This window comes from Candidatus Zixiibacteriota bacterium (assembly GCA_022865345.1).
In the GTDB taxonomy this organism is placed as follows: domain Bacteria; phylum Zixibacteria; class MSB-5A5; order MSB-5A5; family RBG-16-43-9; genus RBG-16-43-9.
In genome coordinates this window covers 1-12,544 of sequence record JALHSU010000097.1, presented here as the reverse complement: position 1 = coordinate 12,544, position 12,544 = coordinate 1, and the positions used below count along the sequence as shown (strand labels likewise).

At 41.5% G+C, this 12,544-nt stretch carries 9 protein-coding genes; 2 read left to right on the top strand and 7 right to left on the bottom strand.

All coding sequences use genetic code 11. The features are described 5' to 3' along the window. Positions 1-21: 21 nt before the first annotated feature. The 7 genes from lnt to priA all read right to left on the bottom strand — a co-directional run bounded on the left by lnt (position 22) and on the right by priA (position 9,231). Complete coding sequence (gene lnt / locus MUP17_04475) at positions 22-1,512, bottom strand: apolipoprotein N-acyltransferase (GenBank protein ID MCJ7458228.1); 1,491 nt, start codon at positions 1,510-1,512, stop codon at positions 22-24. A 109-nt stretch (positions 1,513-1,621) separates the two neighbouring features. Continuing rightward, positions 1,622-2,098 (bottom strand): hypothetical protein, encoded by a 477-nt coding sequence (locus tag MUP17_04470; GenBank protein MCJ7458227.1) that lies wholly within the window; start codon positions 2,096-2,098, stop codon positions 1,622-1,624. A 62-nt stretch (positions 2,099-2,160) separates the two neighbouring features. Beyond that, positions 2,161-2,853 (bottom strand): TIGR02391 family protein, encoded by a 693-nt coding sequence (locus tag MUP17_04465; GenBank protein MCJ7458226.1) that lies wholly within the window; start codon positions 2,851-2,853, stop codon positions 2,161-2,163. 118 nt (positions 2,854-2,971) lie between these two features. Beyond that, positions 2,972-4,498: a 2,3-bisphosphoglycerate-independent phosphoglycerate mutase gene (gene gpmI / locus MUP17_04460; GenBank protein MCJ7458225.1), complete on the bottom strand. Its 1,527-nt coding sequence runs from the start codon at positions 4,496-4,498 to the stop codon at positions 2,972-2,974. 10 nt (positions 4,499-4,508) lie between these two features. Continuing rightward, positions 4,509-5,549, bottom strand: coding sequence for a phosphoribosylformylglycinamidine cyclo-ligase (purM, locus tag MUP17_04455; protein ID MCJ7458224.1), 1,041 nt, complete (start codon positions 5,547-5,549; stop codon positions 4,509-4,511). 161 nt (positions 5,550-5,710) lie between these two features. Continuing rightward, positions 5,711-6,370, bottom strand: coding sequence for an HD domain-containing protein (locus MUP17_04450; protein ID MCJ7458223.1), 660 nt, complete (start codon positions 6,368-6,370; stop codon positions 5,711-5,713). Between the two features lie 374 nt (positions 6,371-6,744). Continuing rightward, complete coding sequence (priA, locus tag MUP17_04445; GenBank protein MCJ7458222.1) at positions 6,745-9,231, bottom strand: primosomal protein N'; 2,487 nt, start codon at positions 9,229-9,231, stop codon at positions 6,745-6,747. Positions 9,232-9,753: 522 nt separating this feature from the next. On the opposite strand from priA, the gene MUP17_04440 reads away from it, so the two are divergent. Together MUP17_04440 and MUP17_04435 are read left to right on the top strand one after the other, a co-directional pair. Beyond that, positions 9,754-12,351, top strand: coding sequence for a protein kinase (locus MUP17_04440; GenBank protein MCJ7458221.1), 2,598 nt, complete (start codon positions 9,754-9,756; stop codon positions 12,349-12,351). 4 nt (positions 12,352-12,355) lie between these two features. Beyond that, a partial coding sequence (locus tag MUP17_04435; GenBank protein ID MCJ7458220.1) for a serine/threonine protein kinase occupies positions 12,356-12,544 on the top strand: 189 nt, incomplete at its 3' end.

Genomic DNA, 12,544 nt, shown 5'->3' with positions numbered 1-12,544 from the left:
CTCCTGTTTGCTGTCTACAACCTACTTCCTATCACCTACGACCTTCCATAAAAGACTATACGCTAAGATCAGAATAGAAAGCAGAGAGACTCCCTTAGCAAACCAGTCGCCATATCGGGTATAAAAGGTCAGCTCATTTCTCAGCGGAATCTTACCGGTCAAAACATCCTGGACGTAGATTTTTGTCTTCTGGGTTATTCTTCCATACGGGTCCACAAACATCGAAACCCCGGTGTTGGCACACCGGGCAATACTTATCCGATTCTCAATTGCCCGGAACACGTTTATCTGGGCATGCTGATAAGGTCCGGCTGTTTTTCCCCACCAGCCGTCATTGGTTATGTTCACTACAAAGTCTGCTCCCTTTAAGACGAATTTTCTAACCAGATCCGGGAAAACCGCCTCAAAGCAGATCAAAGCCGGGAATTTACCTTTGGGATTTTCGAAAAGTATATAATCTTTTCCCGGAGTATAATCTGAAAGCCCGAATTTTATCTTGTAAAGCCAGCCTAAGACTTTCGGATAAGGGACCCATTCTGAAAAAGGCACAAGATGGATTTTATTATATGCCGCAAAATTGTTCTGATAAGGGTCAAAGTAAAAAGCAGAATTGTAGTAAAGATAATTCCCCTGACCCAGCACTGAATAGTCGTTAGTGCCCAAAACCAGGGGAGTCTGAAGAGAATCAGACAAGGATTTGATTAGTGAAAAATATTTAGGCTCAGCCCGCAGATAGCAGGGAGCGGCAGTTTCAGGCCATAAGATAAGGTCGACTTTTTCAGGTATCTTTCTGGTAAGATCTGTGAAAACCTGAAAGTTATAATCCAGGAGCTTGTAATCCCACTTGACATCCTGGGGGATATTCCCCTGAACTAAGGCGATATCAACCTGTCTGGCGTCTGTTTTTTGATTCAAGACTTTGTTGCCATACACAAACGGCGCTAAGAACAGAAGGAGAATTAAAGCCGCATAAGTTAATACTTTTCTGCTGGAGGCAAAGTTTTTGACTCCCAGGTATACGAGAACATTTACCCAGACGATCCAGAAGGATACGCCATAATTTCCTATAATAGATACATACTGGATCAAGCTCAGGTAATAGGTCTGGGTATAGGATAAATTAAGCCAGGGAAAGCCAATCTCAAAAAGGGACCTGCCATATTCCAGCATTATCCAGAGAAAAGGCATAAAAAAGACAGCTTTTTCCTTGAGCGTTTTTTGAACCCAGGAGTAAAAAAGAAAAAGAAAAGCAGTATACAGAGATAAAATCAAGATAGCTCCCAGGATCCCCGGCAGGGTAGCCCAGGTGATCCAGTATAAAAGCAATACATTGGTGACCAGTCCCCAGATGTAACCTAATTTAAAAGATTCCCAGCCACCTTTATCCTCTAAAGCGAAAAACAAAAAAACCAGAGCAAAATAAGCAAAAAAACCGGCAGGGAAAGGGGGAAAGGATAAAGAGAAAAGAAAGGATGATATAAAAATGAAAAGGATTGTTTTTTTATAAGTCATCAATGGCTTTGGGAACTTTGTAGAGACGCATCGAATGCGTCTCTGAATTATTTTTTGTTATCGGTTTGTTTCTTTATATTATTTTGATTCTCCTCATCAAATTGCCATTTTAAGGAATTATAAACAATATATTGCCGAATGTCATGTAGCTCTTTTTCATTGCGGATAATGTGGTCATAAAATCTGGATTGCCAGGCAAAATTCGTAAAACCTTTTTGGTGAGCTTTTTTGACCGTGGCAGATTTGAATCCACGAATGATATTTGATAAATTATCTTTTCGTAGAGACGCATCGAATGCGTCTCTACGTTGTTTTCATTCTGAATTATAACTATCCCGTGCAAATGATTGAGCATTATCACGCATTCATCCAATTTTGCGTAATCCCTAATACTATCTGTTTTTCCCCATTCGCCAGCAACTATTTTCCCTATCTCTGACAATTGCATTTTATCTGCTACAATGTCACCGAAAAAATACTGCTTGTCTTTTGTGCAGATGGTTACGAAATAATAGCCGTAACGGGAGTAAACCCACTCTTTTAAGCGGGTGGATTCGATGCGGTATTGGTTTTTATAGAGTGTCATCCTTTTCTTCACTCTTCTATGAGATTTGACTTGATATGCTGCTCCCAGACCAAACTCAAATTTTAGTAATTTGATTCATCTAATATTTGCATTAAGAGACTTGTCAAAAAGAGAAAGTGCATTGCTCTTTCTTTATCAATAACTATATTCTCATGTGCCTTAGGATTTCTAATTCCCGTCATTGCTCCAGCGAAAATTTGCATATATCCTTTTTGTATGTTTTTACCAGTTTCAGATGAGAGGTCATCTAAGATTATTATTGGATGTTCCAGAGAAAATGCTCTATTCATGAGAGATGCACCATCAAACTCTTGCCCAATCTTATCTTGAACTATTTTCTTAACACGAATATTAATTTCCTTGAGAGTTGACTCTACGGCGTCAGCATAATAACCATCTTCGAATTTGTTTTTTGCAGCACTAACAATATCCTTATGAATTATACTCCAAAAATCAAATTTATAAATTCCTGTAGTTTCTTTTATCAGATTTCTTAAAGGACTATTTTCTGGAGTTAAAACATTAATAAACTCCTGGAGTAACTGAAATTTTCTTTCGTCAGCGATATGCCGTTCAGCCAAAGTCATTACCCAATCAAAAATTAATTGAGAACGTGAGGATGTGATACTTCCGTGTGGATGAGACGAGATTGGAAAATCAAAAATGGCTGTTGCTATTCTGTTGATTTCATTAATCGAAGTGTCATATTTTAGTCCTTCACCTAATTTGATTCCTATTAGTTTAAAATTTATCATGTAAACTCTTCTCCACCATCTCTTAATATGTTACTCGATCTAACTTGGGAAATATCCAATAACTCAAAAAAATTCTTTACTTTTGGAATAGAGACGCATGCTATGCGTCTCTACAAAATTACAACAAAATCAAATTTACCCCATCCATCTCTGTAGGTTTATCTATTCCCATTAAATACAAAATCGTGGGAGCTACGTCTGCTAAAATGCCTCTGGGTCTTAATTTTCCGTTGAAACCATTTTTAACTAAAATAAACGGGACCAAATCTGTGGTGTGGGCAGTGAAAGGCTCGCCGTTGTTATAATCCACCATCATCTCCGCATTTCCGTGGTCTGCGGTGACCATTGCTGTGCTACCTACATTCCTAACAGCATCTACAACCCTTCCAACGCAGGTGTCAACTGCTTCTACTGCCTTTATGGCTGCTTCCAGGATCCCGGTATGTCCAACCATATCCGGATTGGCATAGTTCAAAAGGATGAAATCATATTTTTTTGACTCGATTGCCTGGACAACTTTATCTGTTACCTCATAGGCGCTCATCTCCGGTTTTAAATCATAAGTTGGTACTTTAGGAGAGTGAACCAGGATTCTATCCTCGCCTTCAAACGGTTTTTCTTCTCCTCCATTGAAGAAGAAGGTTACATGTGCATATTTCTCTGTCTCAGCAATACGTAATTGTTTCAGACCTCGCTTTGACAAAACCCCAGGCAGGATATTTTTGAGCTTGCCTGGTGGAAAAGCGACAGGGGTTTGGAGTTTTTCGTCATACTGGGTCAGATTAACCAGATGAATAGTCAGGTTATTCCCTCTATCAAATTCCTTAAAATCCTTTTCTGACAAAACGTATGAAAGCTCCCGTGCTCTGTCTGCTCTAAAATTGAAAAATATCCCTACGTCTTTTTCTTTTATCCTTCCGGAAAGAGGGTTACCTGATTCAGAGACGACAATAGGTTTGATAAATTCATCAGTTACCTCTTCTTGGTAAGATTCCTCTACCGCTTTGACCGGATCAGAGGTCAATTTCCCCTCTCCGTAGACCATTGCCCGGTATGCCTTTTCAACTCTTTCCCATCTTTTGTCCCGGTCCATTGCATAATATCTACCCACTACAGTTGACAGAGTGCCAACCTTATATTCTCTGAATTTTTCTAAAAGTCGTTTTATATATTCTTTTCCTGCAGTTGGTGAAGTATCTCGTCCATCCATAAAAGCGTGCACGTATAGTTCTCTGACCCCTTTATCCTTAGCTAATCTCAATAAGGCATAAAGGTGATTCAAGGAACTATGCACTCCTCCGTCTGATACCAATCCCATCAGATGCAGAGCAGAATTGTTCTCTTTAGCTTTATTCATCGCCTCAAGCAGAACTTTGTTCTTAAAAAAAGAGCCATCTTGGATGGCTTTATCTATCCTGGTTATTTCCTGATAGACGATTCTTCCTGCTCCAAAGTTAAGATGTCCCACCTCGCTATTCCCCATCTGTCCCTCAGGCAGACCTACATCCAGACCTGATGCTCCTAAAACCGTGTGAGGATAATCAACAAGCAGCCGATCTAAATTCGGCTTTTTTGCCAGGGCAATGGCATTCCCTTCTTTTTTTTCATTTATCCCAAAACCATCCATGACCAGGAGTAAAATCATCTTTTAACCTTTAGAGATTAATTAACCTGACTCCCTTTTCCCCTGAAACTATCTCGCCTATGAGGAAAACCTTTTCTCCATATATCTGTAACTTCCTTTTTATCTTTTCAGCATCCCCTTTTGGTACGACTAAAATCAGGCCAATGCCCATATTGAAAACCTTGAACATCTCTTCAGATTCTATGTTGCCTGCTTTCTGGATGAAATCAAAAATCCGTGGTATTCTCCAGGATGAAACATCTATCCTTGCCTGGCATCCCTCTGGCAATATCCTTATGAGATTGCCTGGAATCCCTCCGCCGGTGATATGTGCCATACCCTTGATTCGATGTTTTTTCAGGACTTTGAAAATCGGCTTGGCATAGGACCGGTGGATTTTCAAAAGCTCTTTTCCCAATTGATTCTTAAGTTTTTTTACGTAGTCACCGGCTTTATATCCTTTGACACTAAATAAGACTTTGCGCGCTAAAGAGTAGCCATTAGTGTGCAGTCCATTCGAGCCTAAGCCCAAAAGGAGGTCCCCGGGTGATATTTTTGAGCCGTCGATTATTTTTTTCTTTTCGATTATCCCGACGATAAACCCGGCTAAATCATATTCTTCCGGTTCATAGAAATCCGGCATCTCCGCGGTTTCACCGCCTATCAGGGAACAATTATTTTTTGAACAGCCCCGAACCAGCCCCTTGACAATCTGTTCTATAACTGTCGGGTAAAGTTTACCAGTTGCGATATAATCCAAAAAGAACAGGGGCCTGGCACCGTGAACCAGAATATCATTAACACAATGATTAACTAAATCCTCTCCCACCGTATCGTGCTTGTTCATCTGGAAGGCGATCTTAAGTTTCGTTCCCACGCCGTCCGCGCTTGAAACCAGGACCGGGTCATGATAATCTTTTTTAATCAGAGCATAGAATCCTCCGAAACTGCCGATGTCGGTAAGAACATTTTTGCTGAAAGTCGTTCGGACCAAGTTTTTTATCCTTTTCTTGGCTAAATCAGCCCGGACTATGTCCACGCCGGAGGTCTTGTAACTGATTTTCTTTTTCATATTTTGTTCCTATTTGCGGACGGGGTGTCCGCCCTACGAAAGATCAAGGGTGCACACCCGTAGCCGGGGCTCCTAGCCCCGTAAATTTAAGTTCTTTTAGAGAACTTTCTAAATACTATACCAAGAGGTAAAGCTAAAGCTTTACACTCCAACGTTTCCTTTTAGAGCAATCTCTGTCCGTTTATCTCCAGTTCAAATCTCATCTTCAGATATTCTGCAGCTCGGCGACAGACCATCATCCGCGACAAGAAGATCTCAAAATACTCCATCACCTGGGAGATGGAGGTGTCGATTTTTATCTCCAGAGAGATAGTTTTTTTCTCCTCGTCTACTCGCAAAAAAGAGCTTTTAGCTGCATAATTTACCCGGTCATGAATATCCTGCTTGATCATCTCCAAGTTTCTCACCCGCGAGCTGTGCACGTCCGATTTGTCAGCCAAGATAGCCGCTGCACAGATATCGCTTACCGGCTGACCATCCTTTTCATCATGATTGCCAATGGCTGCTACAACGTCCATCACATCAGATACAGGCATGCCCATATCTAAAAGTACTTGATAAGCCAGAAGCGCTCCGGTCTGGGCATGATAATCCCGGTTGATTACATTTCCAATGTCGTGCAGATAGGCGGCAATTGCGGCCAACTGAGCATCTTTTTCGGGTTTCTTCAGGCGAATCATAATGTTATAGGAGATGTTAGCTGATAAACTGGCATGCCTCTGGCCATGCTCAGTGTACCCGATTTCGCCCAAGACCTTATCCGCCTTGGCGATCAGAGTTTGAACTTTTTCATTCTGCTTTAAATCTTCGATAGTTATCATAATCTCAACTCCCTTGAAACTTTTAACTTAACAGATATAAAATCTTTGTCAAGGAGAAATCTATTCAAGTTCTAACTGACTTTAGTCAGGTTAGAGTTTTACGCCACTAAAGTGGCTACGAACGAACAATTATAAATTCTTTGTCAAGGACAGATCTACATCATCTTTATACGTTGCAGGTAGATTTAATCCAAGTGACGAAGTAAGGCGACCTGTCAGGACGCCCCTACGATACGTTGCGGGCAGATTGAATCCAAGTAGTGAAACCTGGTAATAATTTAGTTAGTCCTGCCCACCACGGGGTTGTCCGCAAAAGTTTTTTCTATGGGCAGGGGTACAACCCCTGCCAAGCAATTCGAATCTTGACAATTATTTTACATTATATCCAGAGGATCGATGTCAATTGAGATTTTGACTCCGGAATATCTTTTTTCAGCGCCTTTTTCGAAAATAGAGTTAATCGTCTGAGTCATTGTTCGAACCTCTTTGGTCTTTATCAAAATCTGAAAGCGGTAATCATTTTTTATCTTGGGAAGAGGTGACGATGTGGGGCCAAGAATCTGGATAGACTTTGATTTTAGACTATAGCCTATAGCCTTTAGTCTGTCCGACAACTTACTACCAAAAGATTCCGCTGCCTTCTGGACTTTCACTTCTTCTTTTCCCTGAAATCTGATTAAAACCAGCCGGCTAAAGGGCGGGTAAAAAAGCTCCTTTCTTTCTTCTATCTCTTTTTTATAAAACTCCTGAAAATTTTGCTTAGCAGAGAGCTTGATTGCCCAGTCCTCAGGATAATAAGTTTGCAAGATGACTTCCCCTCCTAATTTTCCCCTGCCGGCTCTTCCTGCCACCTGAGTCAAAAGCTGGAAGGTTTTCTCCCTTGCTCTGAAATCCGGAAAATCTAAAGAGGTATCAGCTAAAATCACTCCGACTAAGGTCACATCCGGAAAATCAAGACCTTTGGTTACCATTTGAGTTCCCAGAAGCAGGTTGAAATCTCCTGAAGCAAACCCTTTGAGGATTTCGTAATGGGAATCCTTTGCGTAAGTGGTGTCCTGATCCATACGGCGGACAGGGGTTCCAGGGAAAAGCTTTTTTATCTCTTCCTCCACGCGCTGGGTTCCCATTCCTTTGTATGCAAATCTACTTCCGTTACATTGAGGGCAGAGGTCACTCGCCTGGACTATGTAGTTGCAGTAGTGACAGCGCAAAGAGAAATCGGTACGGTGAAAATTCAGGGTTATGTCACAGTTCGGGCAGCGGAAAACGTAACCGCACTCCTGACATTTGACGAAATTGGAAAAACCCCTGCGGTTTAAAAAGAGAATCACCTGCTCGCCCTTTTCGATCTTTTTTTTCATCTGAGAAGAAAGCTCAGAGGAAAATATCGAATAGTTACCCTTTTTCCTCTCCTCTCTCAGGTCAGATATCTCGACTTCAGGAAGCGGGATCTGGTCTACTCTCTGTGTCAACTGCAGGAGAATATACTTACCCTTTTCCACATTGTAAAAGCTTTCTAAACTGGGTGTGGCTGAGCCTAAAATCACCAGAGCTTTATTCATTTTTCCCCTGACCAAAGCTAAGTCCCTGGCATTATATTTTGGGTCGGGTTCTTTCTGTTTGTAAGAAGAATCGTGTTCCTCATCCACCACTATTATCCCCAGATTAGAAAGAGGGGAGAAGATGGCTGATCTGGTCCCCACAACCACTTTAATTTTTCCGGATTTAATCCCTCTCCAGGCATCAAACCTTTCACCCGGAGAAAGGCTGGAATGAAAAGGCCCCACTTGTTCTCCAAAAACGGATTTGAAACGGGAAATGATCTGAGGAGTTAAGGAAATCTCCGGGACCAAGACTAAAGCTGTCTTTCCTTTTCCCAGAACTTTCTTGATGATTTCTATATACACATGTGTCTTTCCGCTTCCGGTTACCCCGTACAGCAAAAAGGGTTGATATTTCTCCTCGGTTAGCCCCTGGCCCAAGCTCTCCAGAACCTCTTTTTGTTCCCGGGTTAAAGAAAATTCCTGAGCCGGCTCCACATTCATCCCCCAGAGGGGCTCTCTTAGTTTTTCTTTATAGAAGGTTTTGACCAGCCTTTTTTTTTCTAATCCATTCAGAATCTGAGATGCCCGGTTGATCCTTTGGTTTATCTCCCTTAAGGAAAATTCTCTGTTCTCCTCTATCAACAGCTGGAGTAATAAAGCTTCCTTTGAAGATTTTTTCCGGCTGGTCTCGATATAGGTTTCGAGCAACTTAATCTCTTCCGGAGATTTCCCCTTTAAAGAGACCATCTTCTCATACTTTATGCTGGATTTAGACTTGCTCAACTCATAAAATAATTCGACCTTCCCTTTTTGTTCTAACGAATGCAAGGTAGAATACAAACCTCTGGTGCCGATTTTTTTCTCCAAAAAAGTTATTTTCTGAGGTTTTTTCTCCTCAAGTGCGTTTAAGATTTTCTTCTCAATGGAGGAAAACTTTGTTCTGGTATCTTCATAATCCAGAAGGGGAGACTCTTTCTTGTGAACCCAGAGCAGACTGTGTACCTGCAGCTCTGGAGGAATGGCGGCTCTAAGACATCCCCCCCAGGGGGCATAATAGTATTCTGAAACCCATCTGGTGAGCTCCAGGATTTCAGGTAAAATGATCGGCTCATCATCGATAAGATCCAAAAGCTCCCTGGTATTCTTCACTTCCGAAATGGGGCAAAGGCTGACAATAAATCCCAGTTTCCTTTCCCTGCCAAAGGGAACCAATGCCCTTTGACCGGGTTTTATTCTCTCCCTTAGATTATCAGGTATGCTGTAGGTGAAAGTCTTCCTTAAAGAGAAAGGAAAAGCTATCTGGGCGAATTTAAGCATTGGCTCATTCTTTCAGAATTGGATTTAATCTATATAAGGATAACTAGTCAGTTCTAAGTCAAAAAGGTAGTTCAACCAACGCAATTGAGTCGGCTCTGTAAACTTTTCAAATATAAGTTTAATCCGGGTTTTTGGCAAATGAAAGTTATTTTTTGTTTTCTCTTGAAATTGACCCCACCCTCTCCCTCTCCTCAAAGGGAGGGTAAGGGTGAAGTTCGTTTGTAAATACGGAATATTGTTCTGTCTCTGCGTTTTTTGCGGATTTTTAGGGTGTCAAATGAGTACCCCCATTGCTTTTTTTAGTTGACTATTGAGTTATTTCTCAATTTATTAAAGCCACAGCCTAATTTTTATCGGCGGGAGCTATGCTGGGTAAAATAATTTCACGGTCGGGACTCACCCTGAATCCCTCTCTTGAAAAGAGAGTGACTTTCACCTCCCTTCTCTTTGTAAGTCGAAGATCCCGCCAAAGGCGGGGAGAAGGGAATGAGGGATGAGTTCGATAACCAGGTGTAACAGGTTATGATAGGCAAAACAATTTCACATTATAAAATCCTCGAGAAGTTAGGTGAGGGTGGGATGGGAGTGGTGTATAAAGCCCAGGACATAAAATTGGATCGCCTGGTAGCTTTAAAGTTTTTACCTCCTCATCTAACCTCTGAGCCTGTGGAGAAGGAAAGATTTATCCACGAAGCCAAAGCCGCATCAGCTTTAAGTCATACCAATATCACCACTATTCATGAAATCGACGAGTTTGAAGGGCAGATGTTTATAGTTATGGAATATTGCGAGGGAAATACTTTAAAACATATAATTGACAAGGAAACGCTCACCATAAAGAAGGTTTTGGATATCGGGATTCAGTTGTGCGAAGGCTTGGCTTTAGCTCATGAGAAAGGGATTGTGCATAGAGACATCAAATCTGACAACATAATGCTTACTCCCCGGGGGCAAGTAAAGATAATGGACTTTGGTCTGGCGAAGTTAAAGGGAGCCACCAAGCTTACCAAGACTCGTTCGACCTTAGGGACTCTTGCCTATATGTCACCAGAGCAGGCTCAAGGTGAGGAAGTGGATTCGAGGAGCGATATTTTCTCCTTTGGAGTTGTTTTGTATGAGCTTTTGACCGGAAAATTGCCTTTTGCAGGAGAGCATCAAGCCGCTGTTATCTACTCAATAATTAATGAAGAGCCACAGCCGATAGCCCGTTTCAACAATCAGGTTTCAGCTAAATTAGAGGATATGGTTTACAAGGCATTGGCAAAAGAAAAAGATGAGAGGTACCAGCACATAGATGATCTTCTGGCAGATTTGAGAAGAGAGAGAAAGAATCTGGATTATCTCAAAACAGGAGTAACACCTAAGCCCACTGATTTTCCCAAGCCAGTCAAAAAAAGAGCTTTTCCCTTGATGGTAGGATTAATGGCGATTTTAATTCTGATTGTAGTTTACTTAGTATTTCTCAGACAAAAAGAACCAACTACGGCTGGCAAACCTTCCATAGCAGTACTGTATTTGCGGAATCTCTCTGAAAATAAAGAAGATGACTATTTTGCGTCTGGGATGACTGAAGATATTATTACCCAGCTATCCCAAATCGCGGGCTTACTGATCGCTTCCCGAAGTGACATTGAACAATTCAAAAATAAGCCAATTAATCTTAAGGAAGTAGCTGATAAGTTAAGAGTTAAGTATATAATGGAGGGTTCAGTCCAAAAATACAGAGATAAGGTCAGAATTACTTGTCAGTTGATTAAAGCCAGTGATGGATTCCATGTTTGGGCGGCTAGCTATGATAGACAGATGGAGGATCTATTTGCTATACAGGCAGATGTGGCCAAGGCAGTTGCTCAGGCACTAAAAGTTGCCCTTGCTCCAGTTGAAGTAGAAAGGATTGAAAAGAAACCCACCCTGAATGTACAGGCTTATAACTATTACTTGCAGGGACGTGAATATTATTTCAGTGGAGGAAGTACAACTAAAGAAGGGCTTGAACTATCAACCAAAATGTTTCAGAAAGCTTTAGAAGCTGATTCCAATTTTGCTTTGGCCTATGCAGGATTATCTGATTGTTATTCTAGTTATGTAATGATGGATATTGACCGCAAGAAATCTTGGTTAGAGAAAGCTCGAGGTTCCAGTTCCAAGGCACTTGCCTTGGACCCTGATTTAGCCGAGGCTCATCGCTCCCTTTCCCGACTATATTGGACAGAGGGGAAAAGGGAAAAAGCCATCCAGGAGGCTGAAGAAGCAGTCAAGGCTAATCCGAACTACGGAGAAGGCTGGAAACTCCTGGGAGCGTGGTACACTTATACTGGTCAATACCCCAAAGCTGAGAGTGCATTGATGAAAACTCTAGAAACGAAGCCCACTGAGACTACTTTATTCGGAGCTTTTATCATGTTATACTCCAGGTTAGGGAAGAACGAAAAGGTAGAGGAATATTTTAACAAAGGCTTAGAGATTCAACCCACCAATTACCGGATATACTCTACCATGAGTACTTACTACTTGGGTAGGGGTGAATTGGAGCAGGCGAAAAAAATGGCTTACAAGTCTCTGGATATTAACCCTCAATATTCTAGTGCGCTAGCTACCTTGAGTTATATTTTTGGGATATCTGGAGAGGCCGACAGCTCCCTCTTTTATCTGGATGAATACCGCAAACAAAGTCCTGGTGAGGACTGGTTTGTGGAATTAGGTTCCTTAGAGCTTATGAAAGGAAACAAAAAGCAAGCGGAAATATATTTGGATTCCGGCATTCAGTTCAATCTACCCTTAATCAAAGAATTTCAAGGTCTTCCCAATGAATATTACAGTCGGTTAAGAATTGCCTTGGCCTATGCGTTAAGAGGCGAGTCAAAAAAAGCCATGGAGCAAGCGAATAGAGTGAAGCAGAGCCTGGGTGAATCACTGCTAAAAGTGGAGTGGTACGCTTCGACTTGGCAACTCAGTTTCGTTTATTCACTCACAGGACAAAAGCAAGAGGCAGTTCGTATGCTGGATTTCTACGTAAAGAACAATATTCTAACTACTGCTTACATAAAATTACACCCCTGGTATAAGAATTTAGCTGGTTATCCAGCTTTTGAAGAGTTGATTAAAGGAAAAACAAAATAAAAAGATGATTGGTAAAATAATTTCTCATTACAAGATCCTTGAAAAGCTTGGCGAGGGTGGGATGGGTGTGGTCTACAAAGCCCAGGACATAAAATTGGATCGCCTGGTAGCTTTAAAGTTTTTGCCACCTCACCTGACCTCTGAGTTTGAGGAGAAAGAAAGATTCATCCACGAAGCCAAAGCCGCATCAGCT

Coding starts and splice junctions, on each gene's coding strand:
- lnt (MCJ7458228.1), bottom strand. CDS start 1,512: ATGACTTATAAAAAAACAATCCTTTTCATTTTTATATCATCCTTTCTT.
- MUP17_04470 (MCJ7458227.1), bottom strand. CDS start 2,098: ATGACACTCTATAAAAACCAATACCGCATCGAATCCACCCGCTTAAAA.
- MUP17_04465 (MCJ7458226.1), bottom strand. CDS start 2,853: ATGATAAATTTTAAACTAATAGGAATCAAATTAGGTGAAGGACTAAAA.
- gpmI (MCJ7458225.1), bottom strand. CDS start 4,498: ATGATTTTACTCCTGGTCATGGATGGTTTTGGGATAAATGAAAAAAAA.
- purM (MCJ7458224.1), bottom strand. CDS start 5,549: ATGAAAAAGAAAATCAGTTACAAGACCTCCGGCGTGGACATAGTCCGG.
- MUP17_04450 (MCJ7458223.1), bottom strand. CDS start 6,370: ATGATAACTATCGAAGATTTAAAGCAGAATGAAAAAGTTCAAACTCTG.
- priA (MCJ7458222.1), bottom strand. CDS start 9,231: ATGCTTAAATTCGCCCAGATAGCTTTTCCTTTCTCTTTAAGGAAGACT.
- MUP17_04440 (MCJ7458221.1), top strand. CDS start 9,754: ATGATAGGCAAAACAATTTCACATTATAAAATCCTCGAGAAGTTAGGT.